The sequence below is a fragment of the Rothia sp. HMSC071F11 genome, from assembly GCF_001809115.1.
Lineage (GTDB): Bacteria > Actinomycetota > Actinomycetes > Actinomycetales > Micrococcaceae > Rothia > Rothia dentocariosa.
Window position 1 is genome coordinate 451,038 of sequence record NZ_KV795756.1, and the last position, 18,279, is coordinate 469,316.

An 18,279-nucleotide genomic window follows, 5' to 3' on the forward strand; every position below is an offset into this window, starting at 1 on the left:
GCAAAACGGAGATGAGGAAATACATGGAGCTACGTTGGCTGACCGCGGGGGAGTCTCACGGTGAAGCGTTGGTCGGTATTATCGAAGGAGTCCCCGCCGGCGTGGAGCTTACCAGCAAGATGGTGCGTGATGCGCTGGCTCGCCGCCGTCTAGGGTACGGCCGCGGCGCTCGTATGAAGTTTGAAGAAGATAAAGTGCGTATTCTGGGCGGGGTACGGCACGGCCTGACGCAGGGTGGCCCCGTAGCACTTGAAATCGCGAATACTGAATGGCCTAAATGGGTTGATGTGATGAGCTCAGATCCGGTAGATCCCGCACTTATTGAAGGGCGTGCCCGCAATGCTGCCCTGACACGCCCGCGCCCCGGTCACGCGGATTTTACGGGTATGCAGAAATACAACTTTTCGGAGGCTCGTCCTGTTCTTGAGCGCGCATCGGCACGTGAAACCGCGACTCGGGTAGCTCTAGGCGTGGTCGCCGCTCAGGTTTTAAAAGCACTCGGTGTTGAGCTTGTATCGCATACTGTTGCAGTGGGCGGCGTACATGCGCCCGATGGAGCATCGGTGCCTGCTCCCTGTGATGTTGCTGCTCTTGATGCTGATCCTCTTCGGTGCTTCGATAAAGCTACTTCAGATGCTATGGTCGCCCGGGTTGATGAGGCGCACAAAGATGGAGAAACACTTGGCGGTGTCGTCGAGGTTTTGGCTTATGGTATGCCCCCAGGACTCGGGTCATATGTGCATTGGGACCGTCGTCTGGATGCCCGCCTTGCCGCGGCCCTGATGGGGATTCAAGCTATTAAGGGTGTCGAAGTTGGCGATGGCTTTGCGACTGCCGACCGTCCTGGTACCGCCGCACACGATGAGATTTCGGTCGGTGAACATGGCGTAACTCGTGATACGAACCGAGCCGGCGGCATTGAAGGCGGTATGAGTATAGGCGATCTTGTGCGTGTTCGTGCCGCTATGAAGCCTATCGCTACCGTTCCCAAGGCACTCAAAACTATTGATACTTCAACCGGGGAACCCGCGAAGGCGCATCATCAGCGATCTGATGTGTGTGCTGTACCAGCCGCCGGTGTGGTGGCGGAGGCTATGGTCGCCCTTGTACTCGCACAGGCAGCACTGGAGAAATTCGGTGGCGATTCCATCAGCGAGACACGTCGAAATATGGACTCTTATCTGGCAGAGATTCCCGAATCGTTGGCTTGGGAATCTAATGTTGCGGGATGGGATTCCTAGACTGTGGCTGCTGAGGATCCAGCGCCTTCCGGCCGCCCATCGTCGGGGGCGAACCCTTTCTCTCGCATAGCGGAAGCAGCGCGCCGTGCCCGAGAGGGGAATGCATCGCGCCCGCAGTCAAAGCTTTCGGAACCTGAGGAGAACACGGCTGAACAACATGAGGTAGGCCCACACACTCAAGAACTTCATTCTGCTCGCAAAGCGGCTGTTCCCAGCCCACTCACGGTTTTTGGGAAATTTGGGAAAGCTGCCCCGCGTGCTGCATCGAAGGTACGGGTATATGCTTCATCCGATTCGGACACACCCGCTCCTCTCGCTTCAAACGTTTTTCGTGAAAAATTGGCGGGCTTTACTGTAGAACCTCATAAACCGCAGGACGAACAGGGGAGTCCTCAAGTTCCTGAAGAGTCTGAAGTATCGGAGATGAGCAAGGCTGCACGCGGTCAGCAATCAGACACTATACCGACGCCCGCAATTTTCGCACACCCGCGCATCGTTGCGGAACAGGCATCACGTAAAAATGAGGACTTGGAACGGGCGCCTGTGTCTGAACAGCAGCATGAATCCGCAAGTTTTGCCGCGATTACAGCGCGTATGGCACGGGCTGCACACCTGAGGCACAGCGTTGCTAGTTTAGAATCAGAGCGCGAAGGCGTCTCCAAGGAGAAAAGCGAGGAAAATACCCTTCGCATACATCCGCAGCAGGTACGTGAGCTTCAGGAAGAATTTGCCGAACGTGCCCGTCCGGTAGTTCTCATCGGTCCTATGGCGGCGGGAAAAACCTATATTGGCACCCATTTTGCACGGTTTTACGGCTATGAGTTTCTTGACGCCGACCAGCTGATTGTGGAACGTTATGGTGAGGTATCCGAGATTTTTGAAATCTTTGGTGAAGCCTATTTTCGGGAACTTGAACGCAAGACTATTGAAGAGGTGCTGACCTCGCCAACCTATCGCAACACAGTTTTTTCGCTGGGTGGCGGTGCCCCTATGACTGATGCGGTTGCTGACCTTTTGCGTGACGAATGCGTGGTTTACATTCTGGTCGATGTAGATACGGTTGAGCCGCGCATTACAGGCAATAAAACCCGCCCGCTTCTAGAGCCTAACCCGGTAGAGCGCTGGTCTGAGATTTTTGAGCATAGGCAGCATCGGTACGAGGAACTTGCACAGCATACTTTGGATGCGCGTGGAGAAAAAAATATTAGCGTTATGACCGCCGAAATTCAGAACTTCGTTCTTGCCTTCCGAAAGGAACACTCTCATGATTGAACAGTCACATCACGCCGCTGAGTCCGAAACCTCTGTGGCTCCAACTTTCGGAGCTTCCGGTGAGGAAGACATTACCTATATACCCGTCACAGGCAGCTCACCACGCGAGAACTACGATGTTCTGGTGGGGCATAATTTGCTTAAGAAAATCCCCGATATTCTAGGTAACACAGCGCATAAAATCTTGGTGATCCACCCGCGCGCCCTACGGGCTACCGGCGAGCTTGTTATGGAAGATCTGCGTAAAGTTGGCTACGAGTCTTTTAGCGCTGAAATCCCTGATGCTGAAGAAGCTAAGCACCATCAAGTGGCCGCATTTTGCTGGCAGGTTTTAGGTCAGAACGACTTTACACGCACGGATGCAATTATTTCAGTGGGCGGCGGAGCCATTACTGATGTTGCCGGTTTTGTGGCGGCAACCTGGCTGCGCGGGGGACGTGTGATTCACATTCCGACCACTCTTCTTGGCATGGTCGATGCCGCTGTGGGAGGAAAAACAGGTATTAACACCGCCGAGGGAAAGAATCTTGTGGGGGCATTTTGGCCACCTTCTGCAGTGCTCTGCGAGATTGGTACGCTGCGTACCTTGCCGGAGCATGAGCTTTTAACAGGTATGGCGGAGGTCGTAAAGTGTGGGTTCATTGCTGACCCACAGATTCTTGACAGTATTGAGGCTAACCCAGAAAAGATTCGGGATTCTCAGTCGTCAATAGTGCGTGACCTGGTTGAGCGTGCCGTTCGGGTGAAAGCGGAGGTTGTTTCTGAAGACCTGCGCGAATCCGGTCGCCGCGAAATTCTCAATTACGGGCATACCTTAGGGCACGCTATTGAACGTGCCGAGCGATACCAGTGGCGCCACGGCGCAGCCGTTGCGGTGGGGATGGTGTATGCGGCCGAGCTCGCGCTTGCCGCTGGGTATCTTAATGAAACAATTGTTGATCGCACCCGTGCCATTCTCAAATCTTTGAATCTTCCAGTGGGATACCGGGGGGATCGCTGGAAAGAGCTTCTCGAAACTATGCGTCGGGATAAAAAAGCGCGCGGCTCGCTTTTGCGTTTTATCGTTTTGGAAGAACTGGGTAAACCGCGTGTTTATGGGGTTCCCGATGACTCCATCCTGTATATGACATACCAAGAAATCGCCGAATAACTAACTGCAATTTAGGTGCTTTTACAGGGGGGTACCCATGTCTAGGCAGTCAAACATGCAGAACGTGATGGGAATTTTACTTAGATATGTCATAGTAGCGGTGCCATAGTGTAAACTAAAGGGCGACATTATTTGCTCATTGATAACTTAGCGCCTGCGGCAACACGCATCGTGTTGTGTGTAAGCGTCGACAATACGAAGGAGAGCCGTATGGCATCTACCACTGATATTAAAAACGGTGCAATCCTCAAGATTGATGGCGGTCTGTGGTCCGTTGTTGAGTTCCAGCATGTAAAGCCCGGTAAGGGTGGTGCGTTTGTGCGTACCAAGTTGCGTAACGTAACCTCCGGTAAGGTTGTCGACCGCACTTTCAATGCTGGCGCTAAGATTGAGACTGCTACTGTTGATCGTTCCGACTATCAGTATCTCTACCAGGACGGCGAAGACTACGTCTTCATGGATCTGAAGACCTATGATCAGATTAATGTTCCTGCAGCTGTGGTGGGCGATGCTGCTAACTACATGCTGGAGTCGCAGACCGCGACTGTAGCCCTCTATGAGGGTACTCCGCTATATGTTGAGCTTCCTGCCTCTGTTGTTCTTGAAATTACCTACACCGAGCCTGGCCTGCAGGGTGACCGTTCCACTGGTGGCAATAAGCCTGCAACTCTTGAGACCGGCTATGAAATTCAGGTTCCACTATTCCTGGAGACAGGAACCAAGGTGAAGGTTGATACCCGTACCGGCGATTACCTGGGCCGTGTTAACGACTAATGAACTCTCGTACCAAAGCCCGCTTACGTGCCGTCGAGGTACTTTTTGAAGCCGATCAGCGTCAAGAAGACATTATTGATGTGCTGAAGCGACGCCGTCTGCATACTGCCGCTCAGATCTCGGCTTATGCTGAAGAGATCGTGCGCGGCGTACGTGAACATGATGACGAGATTCGAGAATACCTTGAGACCTATGCGCGTGACTGGTCGTTTGAGCGTATGCCAGCTGTCGACCGCGTAATTTTGCGGATCGGCGCGTGGGAACTTCTCTATAATGATGATGTTCCAGATGCGGTTGCTATCTCGGAGGCAACCGGTTTGGCGCGTGTGCTCTCTACAAACGATTCACCGAAATTTGTTAACGGTCTTTTGGATAAGCTGCGCCAGGTAAAACCGACTCTGCTTGCTTAAACGGCTCAGTTATAAAGCCGCCTCAAACCCCTGCTTTTTAGGGGTTTGAGGCGGCTTTTAGTATACATTCATACGGATCAAGCCGGGTTATGCATAGAACCCGAGCTGGCGTTTAGCCTCTTCAAAAAGTTCGCTGCCCTCATGGGTGTACCGAGTATTGCGATGCTGGGTAGAAGCGAGATTATTAACAGCAAGGTTAGACCCTTCACGTACGTGCAGTAGGAACTTGAGCCAGTGTTGTGTGCGCATCATATGAAGCACAACGCTCATATCACGGTCTGAGGACGGATCAGGCCAACGATTAGAACGCATACGCATAGCAATCATGGCACAGAGGTAACGGCAGTCTTGAATGGCGGGATCGAGCTCAAATGATATGCCGGATACCGTGGTGATTTTAAGAGCGGTTTCAAACTTATTGTAGGTAAATGTATAGGCATCAATATCAGCGTAGTCAAGAGTGATAACGCCCTCGCCAAGCCGGGATCTCATAAACTCGTATAGCCTGAACTCAACGTAGGACCGGCGGTAGTACCAGATGAAGACAAGAGTGCATAGAGCAACGACGCTCAGTAGGATAGCAGCGATAGTGTCAAAAGAGGAAGATACCCAAATCCATGCCATGATGAGAGTACATAGTCCGAAGAGGACTGCACCGATAACCGAGAAGTATGAGTTGCGTTGAGTCTCTCCAAGAGTATGCCGAATCACCTGAGTAGAAGAAGCAAAGCCAAGCTCCGTAAGCTGCCGGGTGCGCATTCGGTTGCGGCGCTTAAAGTAGCGGTGCGCCACGAAAACGATAGGGGCTGCAAGAATCCCAAAGATAATTCTTACCAGGCCCTCAAAGAGATCTTCCATGATGCAGTCCTCGGTGTGGTTGTACTATCGGTGATGCTTTTACTAGCATAATGGACTCTCGACGTTTTATGAGTCTTTGTTCAGGGAACATGAGCGTTTATTGCATGATATGTAGAGGATTTTTGACTCCAAAAAAATTAAAACTTCAGAAACACATACCCCTGAACTGCGTGGTACGTATGGTAGTCTTGGTAAAAGCAAGAAACCTTTAAATCCGTCCCGTGAGGCGGGGAAGGAGTCGGCTGTGTCGGGGACATCTGTACCCTATGAGCCTGGTGCGCATCCCATAGGCGCGCCAATAAAAACGCCCAATGAAGGGCACACTATCCTTAGCGACGATGAGATCCGTCGCGCTCTTACACGTATTGCTTTTGAAATTCTTGAGTCTAATAAGGGAACCGATAACCTGGTGCTTTTAGGTATTCGGTCTCGGGGATACCCGTTGGCACAGCGTCTGGCACAGCGCATCCAGACAAATGACTCAAATTTTGATCTCAAAAATGGCCTGGGCGCTCTCGATATTACATCGTATCGCGATGACCTCACCGATGAGGAATATGAAAACCGCAGCGCGGGGGAGTCCTTGATCCCGGTGGGCGGTCTCGACGGCAAAAATGTGGTTCTCGTCGATGATGTTCTGTACTCCGGCCGCACTGTTCGGGCCGCATTGGACGCCCTTAACGAATACGGACGTCCGGCTCTGGTGCGTCTTGCCGTGTTAGTTGATCGCGGGCACCGGCAACTCCCAATTCGCGCCGACCACGTGGGAAAAAACCTTCCGACCAGTGCCTTAGAGAAGGTTCGTGTGGTACTCGAAGAAACGGATAACGCCACAGACCGCGTTGATATCATTCAGCTGGAAGGACAGCTTTCATGAAACATCTGCTTGACACTCGCGATCTCACACGAACTCAGGCCATTGAAATACTCGACGTTGCTGATTATATGGCACAGGTTAAGGCAGAAAACCGGAAGCTCAATGTGCTTGCCGGTAAGACTGTAGTCAACCTTTTCTTTGAAGACTCAACGCGTACCAGACTGTCCTTTGAATCCGCAGAGAAACGTCTGGGCGCCGATATCACCAATTTTGCTGCGCGTGGTTCATCGGTTTCTAAGGGAGAATCCCTCAAAGACACTGCTCAGACTCTCAAAGCGATTAGTGCGGATGCCTTCGTGATTCGTCATTCGGCTTCGGGTGCTCCGCAGCGTCTTGCCGAGGCCGGGTGGACCGATATTCCTGTGCTAAATGCGGGGGACGGCACGCATGCGCATCCAACGCAGGCTCTTTTAGATGCGGTTTCGCTGCGCCAGTTTAAGGCTCAGCGTGATGGTCTGGAATCACCGCGAGGAACCGATTTAAACGGTATGCGTGTGCTGATCGTGGGGGATATTCTGCACTCTCGCGTGGCGCGGTCGAATCTGTGGTTGCTAAAAAATCTGGGGGCCGATGTCGCTTTTGTGGCTCCGCCTACGCTTTTGCCTGTGCATACTGAGCGTTGGAAGCAGGATTGGGGACTTGAGGTTTTCCACGATTTCGATGACGCAATCGCTACAAAACCTGACGCGGTTATGATGCTGCGCATCCAAAAAGAGCGTATGAACGCCGCTTACTTTCCCTCAGCAGAGGAATATACCACCCTGTGGGGACTCACCAAAGAACGTTTCGAGAATCTGCTGGCGCAGCCTCAAGAAATCGCAATTCTGCATCCCGGTCCCATGAACCGAGGGCTGGAGCTGTGCGCCGAAGCCGCCGATTCTCAGAACGCCTGGGTGCTGCGCCAAGTTAGTAACGGCGTGGCGGTCCGCATGGCGGTGCTGTACCTGCTCTTGACTGACGGGTCAAGCGAGAAACTATACTCCGGCGACGAATCCTAATGCTATCCGAAAGAAGGAATATACATGAGCACGTACCTTATTAAAGGCGCCTCCCTGCTGGGTGAGCGCGTTGCCGATATCCTGATTGAGGATGGCAAAATTGCGAGTATCGGTCACGATATAGAGACTGCAGACGCTCAGATCGTTGATGCCTCTGGTCAGATTGCTCTTCCGGGCCTGGTCGATATTCATACTCACCTGCGCCAGCCCGGATATGAGGCTTCTGAAACCGTAGAGACCGGTACTCGCGCGGCGGCTTTAGGTGGCTACACGGCTGTTTTTGCGATGGCGAACTCGCTTCCCGTTGCAGATACTGCAGCCGTAGTTGAGCAGGTTAACCGTCTGGGTAAAGAGTCTGGTTGGTGCCGAGTGCAGCCCATCGGCTCGGTGACGGTTGGGTTGAAAGGCGAATTCCTCTCAGACATTGGTTCTATGGCGACCTCTGATGCCAAGGTTCGAGTGTTCTCGGATGATGGCATGTGCGTCTACGATCCGGCGATTATGCGCCGTGCTCTTGAATACGTAAAGACTTTTGACGGCGTGGTCGCGCAGCATGCGCAGGAGCCCCGTCTAACTGAGGGTGCTCAGATGAATGAAGGCAAGGTTTCCGCCGATCTGGGGCTTACCGGCTGGCCTGCTGTCGCGGAAGAAGCTATTATCGCCCGCGATGTTCTGCTGGCTGAGCATTTGAATTCGCGTCTGCATATTTGCCACCTCTCGACTAAAGGCTCGGTAGAGGTTGTGCGCTGGGCTAAGTCTCGCGGTGTGCAGGTAACCGCCGAAGTCACCCCGCATCACCTGATTCTGACCGATGAAAAGGCGCGCACTTACGACCCGATTTTTAAGGTGAACCCGCCTTTACGCACCGAAGAGGATGTGCTTGCTCTGCGCCAAGCTGTTGCCGACGGCATTATTGATGTTATTGGTACCGACCATGCACCGCATCCGGCAGAAAGCAAAGAATGCGAGTGGGCGTGTGCTGCAAACGGCATGACCGGTCTTGAGCAGGCTCTCTCGATTATTCAGATGACCCTTGTGGAGCCAGGGCATATTACCTGGGCTGATGTCGCACGGATTATGAGCGAAACTCCGGCGAAAATTGGCAGCCTGGATGCTGAGCAGGGCCGTCCGCTTGCCGAAGGTGAACCAGCAAATATAGTGTTGGTTGATCCGAAGGCTACCCGTGTGATTAAGCCTGAGGAGCAGGCCACGAAGGGCAAGAACAACCCGTATCGTGGGATGGAGGTTCCCGGTGCTGTGCGCGCAACTTTTTACGCGGGGCATCCGACCGTTTTGAATGGCGAGCTCGCGAGCCCTCACCGGCAGGCTTGATCGTTCCTAATACAGGAGTAAAACCTCTGCAATAAACCGAGGAGAAAGAAGAACCGTGGAAAAACTAATTCCCACCCTTATCTGCGTTGCCGTGGTGGCGCTGTGCTTCTTCGGTATTTGGCGCGGCTGGAAATCCCGTCTCAAGCGGCAGTCCACGATGTTCGGTTCGCTCAAAGACGTTCCCGAACGCTACGACGGGCTTAAAGCCGAGGCGGCGTTTGAGGGGGAGTATGTGAGCACTACGATGTTCGGTGATGAACTGAACCGTGTGGGGTTCGACCAGCTAGGGTTCAAAACAAAATCCACGCTCCTGATCTACTCGGACGGCATTATCTTCACCCGCAACGGGGCTAAAGACCTGTGGATTCCCGCGAAGAAACTTGCGGTCATTACCACCGGGCGGGGAATGATCGGCAAGGTTGTAGAACGTGACGGACTTATAGTGATCGGTTGGACTCTTGACGGCCACCGTGTGCAGACCGGATTTCGCACTCGCTATGCTGATCAGAAGAAAATTACGCTTGAGAAGCTTCGCGAGATCTCGCCGGATGCGGTCGATAGCCCCGAAAAATGGGTGCGGGAAGAGACGGCACATCACTAATACACATACAACTCACCCACAAAATGCCCGCTAATTACGAACGGCATACCAAGAATTTCCTGCACACAGTGTTCCACTTATAACGGGCACAAGCAGGGGAACAGACCACCGAGAAAAGGAAAGTAAGAGCATGACTGAGATGACACGTTCCGGTGCTTTGGGCACGGACCGCGCGTTACTCGTTCTTGAGGACGGCACCATCTACCGAGGCTACGGGTATGGAGCAATTGGCGCATCCTTAGGCGAAGCAGTATTTTCCACCGGCATGACCGGCTACCAAGAAACACTGACCGACCCCTCCTACGCAGGGCAAATCGTGATACAGACCGCGCCTCATATCGGTAACACCGGTGTGAACAAGGTAGATGCAGAATCCCGCAAAATTTGGGTTGCCGGGTACGTGGTACGAGATGCCGCACGTGTTGCCTCCAACTGGCGTGCAGAACGTACCCTGGATGACGAACTCAGGACCCAAAGTATCGTGGGCATTCAAGGCATTGATACTCGTGCGCTGACTCGCCGCCTACGCTCCAGCGGTTCAATGCGTGCAGGCATTTTTTCGGGGCGTCACGCCAATCGCCCCGAAGCCGAACTTTTGGAAGCGGTGCGCGCCTCCGAGCCGATGGCGGGCCGTAAACTTGCCGATTCCGTTTCCGTGACGGAAGCCTACACAGTTGAACCTCACCAATACGGCTGGTTCGCTCCGCCGGTTGCCACCATTGCCGCACTCGATCTTGGCATCAAATCTATGACCCCGCAGCGTTTCGCGGAACGCGGCGTGCGTGTACATATACTGCCCGCAAACACAACCCTTGAGACCGTAAATGCGCTTCGCCCAGACGGCGTATTTTTCTCCAATGGTCCCGGCGACCCGGCGACTGCTGACGAACAGGTTGAACTCCTGCAGGGTGTACTGCGCCAGGGCACCCCGTTCTTCGGTATCTGCTTTGGCAATCAGCTTCTCGGTCGTGCGCTCGGGTTCGGGACCTACAAGCTGCCCTTTGGACACCGCGGTATCAACCAGCCCGTCATGGATAAAACCACCGGCAAAGTTGAAATAACCGCCCAAAATCACGGGTTTGCCGTCGATGCGCCTATCGGTGAATACGTAACCGCCCCCAACTCCGAATTCGGCGAGGTCGTGGTTTCCCATGTGGGGCTGAATGATAACGTGGTCGAGGGGCTAACCTGCAAAGATATTCCCGCGTTCTCGGTTCAATACCATCCGGAGGCAGCCGCAGGTCCGCACGACTCCGCATACCTTTTCGACCGTTTTATCGACCTCATGACCTCTACCAAGAAGACTGCAAAGGAAGCCTAAATGCCACGTCGTACCGACCTTAACAGCGTCCTTGTCATCGGCTCAGGTCCGATCGTCATCGGTCAGGCAGCCGAATTCGATTACTCCGGCACTCAGGCTCTACGCGTGCTCAAAGAAGAAGGCGTGCGCGTTGTCCTCGTAAACTCCAATCCGGCAACCATTATGACCGACCCGGAGTTTGCGGATGCCACCTATATTGAGCCGATTACCCCCGAAGTCATCGCTAAGATTATCGAAAAAGAACGCCCAGACGCCATTCTTCCTACCTTGGGCGGGCAGACTGCACTCAACGCTGCTATTGCTCTTGATAAGCAGGGAACTCTGCGCGAATACGATGTTGAACTCATTGGCGCAAATATCGAAGCCATAAACCTGGGCGAAGATCGCGAAGCGTTCAAAGGCGTGGTAGAGCGCGCGGGCGGCGAATCGGCACGTTCGATCATTGTGCACTCCATGCCGGAAGCTCTTGAAGCAGCCAAAGAGCTCGGTTATCCCATGGTCGTGCGTCCTTCCTTCACCATGGGCGGACTTGGCTCCGGCATGGCCTACAACGAAGAAGATCTTTACCGCATTGCTGGCGCAGGTATCCAGTATTCGCCTACCTCCGAGGTTCTGCTCGAAGAATCTATTCTTGGTTGGAAAGAATACGAACTTGAAATGATGCGCGACAAAAATGACAACGTCGTGGTCGTCTGCTCGATTGAAAACTTCGACCCGGTCGGCGTGCACACCGGCGACTCCATCACGGTGGCGCCTGCCCTCACCCTCACCGACCGTGAGTACCAAAAACTTCGCGATATCGCTATCAACGTGATCCGCGAAGTTGGGGTTGATACCGGCGGATGCAATATTCAGTTTGCCGTAGACCCTAAGACCGGGCGCATCATCGTTATCGAAATGAACCCACGCGTTTCACGCTCTTCAGCGCTTGCGTCTAAAGCAACCGGGTTCCCGATCGCTAAAATTGCGACCAAACTTTCGCTGGGTTACACCCTGGATGAGATTCCGAACGACATCACCCAGAAAACGCCCGCATCCTTTGAACCGACCCTCGACTATGTGGTCGTCAAGGTGCCGCGTTTTGCATTTGAGAAGTTCCCGGCCGCTGATCCGACTCTCACAACCACCATGAAATCGGTGGGTGAAGCAATGGCGCTGGGCCGTAATTTCACCGAAGCACTCCAGAAGGCTATGCGCTCTCTAGAGCAGAAAGGTGCTTCTTTCTCGTTCACGAAGCAGCAACTAAACGCCGAAGAACTTGACGCGCTTATCGAGAAGACCAAAGTACCCACCACGCAGCGTATCTACCAGGTGCAGCAGGCGCTTTTGGCGGGTGCATCTATCGCGCAGGTTTTTGAAGCCACCAAGATTGATCCATGGTTCTTAGATCAGCTGGTGCTGCTGAATGAAGTCGCCGGGATTCTGCGGGAAAATCGCGATAACTTGACCCCTGAAATCCTGCAGCTGGCAAAGCGCCACGGTTTCTCTGACCCGCAAATCGCAGAGATTATCGGTTCTTCTGAGGACGTTGTGCGCGGCGTGCGCCATGCCCTAGGTATTCGCCCCGTATTCAAGACTGTTGATACTTGTGCCGCTGAGTTCGAGGCGTTTACCCCCTATCACTACTCTAGTTATGATTCTGAGGATGAGGTCGCTCACCATGAGACTCCCTCCATCATGATTTTGGGGTCGGGGCCGAACCGCATCGGCCAGGGTATCGAATTCGATTATTCCTGTGTACACGCTTCGCTAGTGTTGCGTTCGCTGGGGTACGAGACGGTTATGGTGAACTGTAACCCGGAGACTGTCTCGACCGATTACGATGTTTCGACTCGTCTGTATTTTGAGCCGCTGACTTTGGAAGATGTGCTTGAAATTGTTGAATCTGAGCGCCGCACGGGCGGCTTGTTGGGCGTTTTCGTGCAGTTGGGCGGACAGACTCCGCTGAAGCTTGCGAAAGCCCTCAAAGATGCCGGTGTGCCGATTTTGGGCACTACTCCCGAGGCTATTGACCTCGCCGAAGACCGCGGCGAATTTGCGCGTGTGCTGGAAGAAGGTGGCCTGATCTCGCCGAAGAATGGTACCGCATATACCTTCGAGGGTGCCAAACGCGTTGCCGATGAGATTGGATACCCGGTGTTGGTCCGTCCTTCCTATGTGCTGGGCGGGCGCGGTATGGAGATCGTCTATGACGAGGCAAATCTCGCACGCTACCTTGAAAATGCGACCGAGGTTTCTCCCTCTCAGCCAGCGCTCATCGATAAGTTCCTGGAAGACGCTATTGAGATTGATGTGGATGCGCTCTTTGACGGCACCGAGCTCTACCTGGGCGGCGTTATGGAACATATTGAAGAGGCTGGCATTCACTCAGGTGATTCCTCCTGCACCTTGCCGCCAATTACCTTGGGTCCCGATGTGATCGCCAAGGTTAAAGAAGCAACCGAGGCTATTGCGCGTGGTACCGGAGTGCGGGGCCTGATTAATATTCAGTTTGCTTACGTCTCCGAGAATCTGTTCGTGATTGAAGCGAACCCACGCGCGTCTCGCACCGTTCCGTTTGTCTCGAAGGCAACCGGAGTGCAGCTGGCTAAGGCGGCCGTGATGATCGGTTTGGGGAAGAGCATTGCTGAGCTGAAGGCAGAGGGATACTTGCCTAAGAACATGGATGGTGCATCCCTGCCGCAGAATACTGCAATTGCAGTTAAGGCAGCGGTTCTTCCGTTTAGCCGCTTCCGCACTCCTGAGGGTGTGGTGGTTGATTCCCTACTTAGTCCCGAAATGCGCTCGACCGGCGAAGTCATGGGTCTTGACGCCCTTTACGATACTGCCTTTGCGAAAGCCCAGGCAGGTGCGGGGTCACCGCTACCGACCGAGGGCAAAGTCTTCGTTTCGGTGGCTAACCATGATAAGCGCAATGTGATTATCTATGCCAAGATGCTTGAACAGCTGGGCTTCGAGATTGTCTCTACCGGCGGCACTGCAGATGTACTTCGTCGCAATGGTGTGAATTCCACGGTTGCCTCCAAGTTTGCGGAAGCAAACGGTCAGCATTCGATCGTTGATATGGTGCGCAATGGTGAAATCGATCTGATTTTGAATACGCCTGCCGGTGGTGCTGCTCGTAGCGATGGTTACGAGATCCGTGCGGCTGCGGTCAGCGTTGGTTGCCCTGTGATGACCACGATTTCGGAGTTTGCGGCTGCTGTTCAGGCTATTACCGCGCTGCGCGAGCGTAGCTGGGAGATTATAAATCTGCAAGAACATGGTGAGTTCTTGCGGACCGCCTGTACCGGCGAGCAGGGGCAGGACAAGGGCGAACAGGTGCGTGAGGGGGAACTTTCGTGATCCCCTTCGGTGATCGTCTTGCGGCTGCGATGGACGAATACGGTCCGTTGTGTGTGGGTATTGACCCGCATCCGAACCTGCTGCAGGCGTGGGGACTGGAAGATTCTGCCGAATCTCTGCGTACCTTCACCACAGCTGTCTACGAAGGATGCGCCCCCTATGCCGCAGCGCTTAAACCCCAGGTTGCCCTGTTTGAGCGCCACGGTTCCGCAGGTCTTGCCGTGTTGGAAGAGCTCTTTGCTCGCGCCGATGAAGACCGGGTTCTAATCGTGGCGGATGCAAAACGCGGTGATATTGGCTCGACTATGAAAGCCTATGCGGATGCTTGGCTCGGTACCTCTTCACCACTCGGCACGGATTCGGTCACGCTAAGCCCATATTTGGGCTTCGAGTCGCTTCGCCCAGCACTGGATGCGGCAACTGCGAACCAGCGTGGAACTTTCGTGCTGGCGCTGACCTCAAACCCTGAGGGTAAGAGTGTGCAGCATGTGGGCAAAGCAGAAGATACCGGCGCGGTAGCGAAGCAGGTTATTGCCGCAGCTACCGCAGAGAACACTGCACAGACCTGGGAACGCATGGGTTCATGCGGTCTAGTTGTGGGCGCCACTGTAGGGGAGGCCCTCAAAGAATTGGCGATAGACCTGAGCACTTTCAACGGTCCCATTCTTTCGCCGGGATATGGTGCCCAGGGGGCTAGCGCTGAGGACCTATACCGAATTTTTGCAGGTGTTGAATCTCAGGTTTTGGTGAATTCCAGCCGTGGCGTGCTCTCTGCAGGTCCGCAGCTGACTGACCTGGCGCGGGCGGCGCGGAGTGCACGTGACGATTTAGTGCGTGCACGTGGCACATCGTAACTCGTTGTGATCGTGTGGTGGCGTATAGAGTTTATCTGCTCTGTGCGCCATTGCGCTGTGTTGAGTCTGAAAGGCTTTACGTTACGAACCTCAGTTCATCGTTTTACAGCGCAACATGCTAAGTTAGAAAACGTAAGAACGCTGATTTATATACATATATCGCTTGATGGGAGACCCCATGCCGATTACGCCGCTAACCGATGAGGTGCGTGCATCAGCACGTGAAAAGGCGTTGCTTGCCCGTACTCGCCGCCAGGAAGTTAAGCAGGCACTTTCTACCCGTGAGCTGTCGGTACGTCAGGTACTCGATCTGGTCGATGACGACCAAGCTCTTGCAAAGATGCCTGTCGATCAAATGCTCCGTGCCCTTCCGGGAATTGGTGCTGTGCGTGCCGAAAAAATTATGGAAGAGCTGCAGATTGCGCCGACCCGTCGTTTGGGCGGTCTTGGCGTGCATCAACGCCGTAAAATGGTGGAGTATTTTAACCGCAATGTTCGGCATACACGCCGCCGCAACGGTCGGTAGTTCTCGCCGCCGGATAAAATACGCATTATTACATCACACCGCAGGGAGAACCCGATGACTGCTCAACCTAGACTTACCGTTCTGGCTGGTCCCACCGCCGTGGGTAAGGGAACCGTTTGCCAGTATATTCGTGAGCACTATCCGAACGTCTGGTTTTCCGTTTCGGCAACTACTCGTGACCCTCGCCCCGGCGAAGAAGAGGGTGTGCACTACTATTTTGTCTCGCATGAGGAATTTGATCGTATGATCGCCGACGGGCAGATGCTTGAGTATGCGGTAGTGCACGGTAAGAATAAATACGGTACTCCGCGTGCTAAGGTTCAGGAAGCTCTAAATGCTGGTCGCCCGGTAATCCTTGAGATTGATCTTCAAGGGGCTCGGCAGATTCGGGAGTCTATGCCGGAGGCACAGCTGATTTTCTTGGCACCGCCCAGCTGGGATGAACTCGTGTCTCGACTGGTGGGGCGCGGTACTGAATCGGAGCAGGAACAGCAGCGGCGTCTTGAGACCGCCAAAATCGAGCTTGAGGCTGAAAGCGAGTTCGACGTAACCGTGGTCAATGATTCAGTAGAGCGCGCGGCGCAGGAGATTGCGCACATCGTGGGTGCTGAATCTGCTGAAGCATAGGTACGTATTTTGGCGGCGTGCTGGGTATTACTGTGCTTTCTCATTAGGGTACGTGATTTTTACCGAGTTTAGCGGTAGAATATTGCTTTAGTTTTGGCTGAGTTCGTGTACATGAATGTCAGCAGTGTACAAAGACAACATATTGGAGTTTCTGTGGTAAACGAAATCAAAGAGCACGAAGACTACAACTTCGTTGATGGCGTAGCTCCCGAGGGGATTGTGAACCCCAGCGCGGATGCGCTGATTCAGAAGGCTGAGTCTAAGTACGGGCTGGTGATTTTCGGTGCTCGTCGTGCTCGCCAGATTAACGCTTATTACGCGAATCTGCAGGAGAGCGCGGGCGACCACGTTGGTCCTCTGGTTGAGTCTGAGGCTAATGACAAGGCTCTTTCGGTTGCAATGCGTGAAATTATGGCAGATCAGATTGTTGCCGATCACGTGCCGGATGGGCACTTCAACGAAGATGGTTACCTGGTTCCTGAGGAATTCGCATCCTTGGGTCTGGGCGACGCTGATTTCGGTGCTATCGAGGAGGAATACATTCCTGCCGGTACCGAAGAGGTTATTGCTCTTGAAGAGGTTGTTATTGACGACTCCGCTGAGTAAGGAACGTTTGTAAATACCATGCGCATTATCGTTGGTATTGGAGGGGGCATTGCCGCATATAAAGCGGTAGTGCTCCTTCGTCTTTTCGCAAAAGATGGGCATGAGGTTATTGCCATGCCCACCGAAGCTGCCTTGGAGTTTGTGGGTAAAGCTACCTTCGAGGCCCTGAGCGGCAATCCGGTTTCCACGAGTGTTTTTGAGCGTGTTCCTGAGGTTAACCATGTTCGCCAGGCGGAACTTGCGGATGCGATTGTTATAGCACCGGCGACCGCCGATTTGATGTCTCGGTTGGCGGCTGGGCGTTGCGATGATTTGCTCTCTGCTACGGTACTGACTACTCACGCGCCGGTGATTATGGCTCCCGCGATGCACACTCAGATGTGGGAACATCCGGCAACGCAAACGAATGTGCAGACTTTACGCGAACTTGGGTATCACGTGATTGAACCGGCGGTTGGGCGTCTAACGGGTCCCGATTCGGGTGTGGGCCGCATGCCGGAGCCGGAAGATATTTTTGAGGCGGCGCAGCGCGTAATTGCCGAGTTCCCGAAAGGGGAGCAGCATCCTTCGCAGATTCCAGGATATACGCCCACACGCCCGGTTCACACTGGCTCAGCGAAAGAGTCTAGCAGCTCATTTGCATTAGGTGTTGAGCCCGGACCTGGAATTTTGGCGGGGAAACGCATTGTGATTACGGCGGGAGGCACCCGTGAGGCCTTGGATCCGGTGCGTTTTTTGGGTAACCGCTCAACAGGTAAACAGGGTGTAGCTTTGGCACAGGCTGCGCGTGATCTAGGGGCATCGGTACATCTAATCGGCGCTAACCTTGAAGTCCCCGCGCCTGAGGGCGTACAGGTAACCCGAGTGGTGAGCGCCCGTGAACTACGCGATGCCGTGCTGGAAGCTCAGAACAACGCCGATATGCTTATTATGTCTGCAGCGGTTGCAGATTTTCGGCCTGCCGAATACGCCGAGTACAAGATTAAGAAGACCGCAGATTCTTCGGACGCTCCCACAATTCAGCTGGTACGCAACCCGGATATTCTGCGTGAAGTCGTGGAGCTTCGACAGAAGACAGGTGCCGGTGCGCGCTTGATTGTGGGTTTTGCCGCAGAGACTGGGTCAGCTGAGCGAACCCCGCTTGAGCTTGGGCGCGAGAAGTTGGCGCGTAAGGGTTGTGATTTTCTGGCGCTCAACACGGTGAGCGTAAATCAGGGTTTCGGAACCGATGATAATACGATTACGTTGCTCTCTTCGCGCACAGATCGAGAACCTGTTTTTTCAGGCTCTAAACAGGTCGTTTCCGATCAGATATTGCGCACTCTTGCACAGTATGTAAAGCCCTGAGAAAAGCACAAATACGCCTAATGTGCAGCCGATTAAGTTTGTGACTTCCTCCCTCCGAGCCTGTGTAACGTTCTGTCATAATTGATACACGAGTTCACATCCTTGGGTACTGTATCCCGCGTGCCCCAAACCTAGTAGAG

17 protein-coding genes are annotated in these 18,279 nt (G+C 53.8%); 16 read left to right on the forward strand and 1 reads right to left on the reverse strand.

All coding sequences use genetic code 11. The annotated features are described in order from the left end of the window. Positions 1-23: 23 nt before the first annotated feature. From aroC to nusB, 5 genes are all read left to right on the forward strand, one after another. Positions 24-1,241, forward strand: a complete 1,218-nt coding sequence (gene aroC, locus HMPREF2554_RS06370) for a chorismate synthase (RefSeq protein ID WP_041321793.1) — start codon at positions 24-26, stop codon at positions 1,239-1,241. A 3-nt stretch (positions 1,242-1,244) separates the two neighbouring features. Beyond that, positions 1,245-2,513 (forward strand): shikimate kinase, encoded by a 1,269-nt coding sequence (locus tag HMPREF2554_RS06375; protein ID WP_244864723.1) that lies wholly within the window; start codon positions 1,245-1,247, stop codon positions 2,511-2,513. Next, a complete protein-coding gene (gene aroB, locus HMPREF2554_RS06380; protein ID WP_070554434.1) occupies positions 2,506-3,663 on the forward strand; it encodes a 3-dehydroquinate synthase in 1,158 nt (385 codons plus the stop codon). Before HMPREF2554_RS06375 ends, aroB begins: the two co-directional genes overlap by 8 nt. Before the next feature lie 210 nt (positions 3,664-3,873). Continuing rightward, entirely contained in the window at positions 3,874-4,437 is a 564-nt protein-coding gene (gene efp / locus HMPREF2554_RS06385) for an elongation factor P (RefSeq protein WP_004004729.1), read from the forward strand. Next, on the forward strand, positions 4,437-4,847 hold the full coding sequence (gene nusB, locus HMPREF2554_RS06390) for a transcription antitermination factor NusB (protein ID WP_004004728.1): 411 nt from the start codon (positions 4,437-4,439) through the stop codon (positions 4,845-4,847). The genes efp and nusB overlap by 1 nt, the downstream gene beginning before the upstream one ends. An 87-nt stretch (positions 4,848-4,934) precedes the next feature. Here nusB and HMPREF2554_RS06395 read toward each other — a convergent pair whose 3' ends face one another. Continuing rightward, on the reverse strand, positions 4,935-5,705 hold the full coding sequence (locus HMPREF2554_RS06395; protein WP_013399120.1) for a hypothetical protein: 771 nt from the start codon (positions 5,703-5,705) through the stop codon (positions 4,935-4,937). Between the two features lie 244 nt (positions 5,706-5,949). Between HMPREF2554_RS06395 and pyrR the strand changes: the two genes are divergently transcribed. The 11 genes from pyrR to HMPREF2554_RS06450 all read left to right on the forward strand — a co-directional run bounded on the left by pyrR (position 5,950) and on the right by HMPREF2554_RS06450 (position 18,139). Continuing rightward, positions 5,950-6,582: a bifunctional pyr operon transcriptional regulator/uracil phosphoribosyltransferase PyrR gene (gene pyrR / locus HMPREF2554_RS06400; RefSeq protein ID WP_004004726.1), complete on the forward strand. Its 633-nt coding sequence runs from the start codon at positions 5,950-5,952 to the stop codon at positions 6,580-6,582. After that, complete coding sequence (locus HMPREF2554_RS06405) at positions 6,579-7,580, forward strand: aspartate carbamoyltransferase catalytic subunit (protein ID WP_070554436.1); 1,002 nt, start codon at positions 6,579-6,581, stop codon at positions 7,578-7,580. Before pyrR ends, HMPREF2554_RS06405 begins: the two co-directional genes overlap by 4 nt. Before the next feature lie 24 nt (positions 7,581-7,604). Then, on the forward strand, positions 7,605-8,912 hold the full coding sequence (locus tag HMPREF2554_RS06410; RefSeq protein WP_013399118.1) for a dihydroorotase: 1,308 nt from the start codon (positions 7,605-7,607) through the stop codon (positions 8,910-8,912). A gap of 55 nt (positions 8,913-8,967) precedes the next feature. After that, on the forward strand, positions 8,968-9,513 hold the full coding sequence (locus HMPREF2554_RS06415) for a PH-like domain-containing protein (RefSeq protein ID WP_013399117.1): 546 nt from the start codon (positions 8,968-8,970) through the stop codon (positions 9,511-9,513). Between the two features lie 130 nt (positions 9,514-9,643). Continuing rightward, entirely contained in the window at positions 9,644-10,834 is a 1,191-nt protein-coding gene (gene carA, locus HMPREF2554_RS06420; protein WP_013399116.1) for a glutamine-hydrolyzing carbamoyl-phosphate synthase small subunit, read from the forward strand. Beyond that, a complete protein-coding gene (gene carB / locus HMPREF2554_RS06425) occupies positions 10,835-14,179 on the forward strand; it encodes a carbamoyl-phosphate synthase large subunit (RefSeq protein WP_013399115.1) in 3,345 nt (1,114 codons plus the stop codon). Beyond that, positions 14,176-15,033, forward strand: a complete 858-nt coding sequence (gene pyrF, locus HMPREF2554_RS06430) for an orotidine-5'-phosphate decarboxylase (protein ID WP_013399114.1) — start codon at positions 14,176-14,178, stop codon at positions 15,031-15,033. Before carB ends, pyrF begins: the two co-directional genes overlap by 4 nt. Before the next feature lie 178 nt (positions 15,034-15,211). Then, positions 15,212-15,559, forward strand: a complete 348-nt coding sequence (mihF, locus tag HMPREF2554_RS06435) for an integration host factor, actinobacterial type (RefSeq protein WP_013399113.1) — start codon at positions 15,212-15,214, stop codon at positions 15,557-15,559. A gap of 54 nt (positions 15,560-15,613) precedes the next feature. Next, on the forward strand, positions 15,614-16,186 hold the full coding sequence (gene gmk, locus HMPREF2554_RS06440) for a guanylate kinase (RefSeq protein WP_013399112.1): 573 nt from the start codon (positions 15,614-15,616) through the stop codon (positions 16,184-16,186). Between the two features lie 153 nt (positions 16,187-16,339). Then, positions 16,340-16,792: a DNA-directed RNA polymerase subunit omega gene (gene rpoZ, locus HMPREF2554_RS06445; RefSeq protein WP_004004717.1), complete on the forward strand. Its 453-nt coding sequence runs from the start codon at positions 16,340-16,342 to the stop codon at positions 16,790-16,792. Between the two features lie 18 nt (positions 16,793-16,810). Then, the gene (locus HMPREF2554_RS06450) at positions 16,811-18,139 is read left to right on the forward strand and encodes a bifunctional phosphopantothenoylcysteine decarboxylase/phosphopantothenate synthase (RefSeq protein ID WP_013399110.1); all 1,329 of its coding nucleotides are present in this window, start codon (positions 16,811-16,813) and stop codon (positions 18,137-18,139) included. The last annotated feature ends 140 nt before the right edge of the window (positions 18,140-18,279 follow it).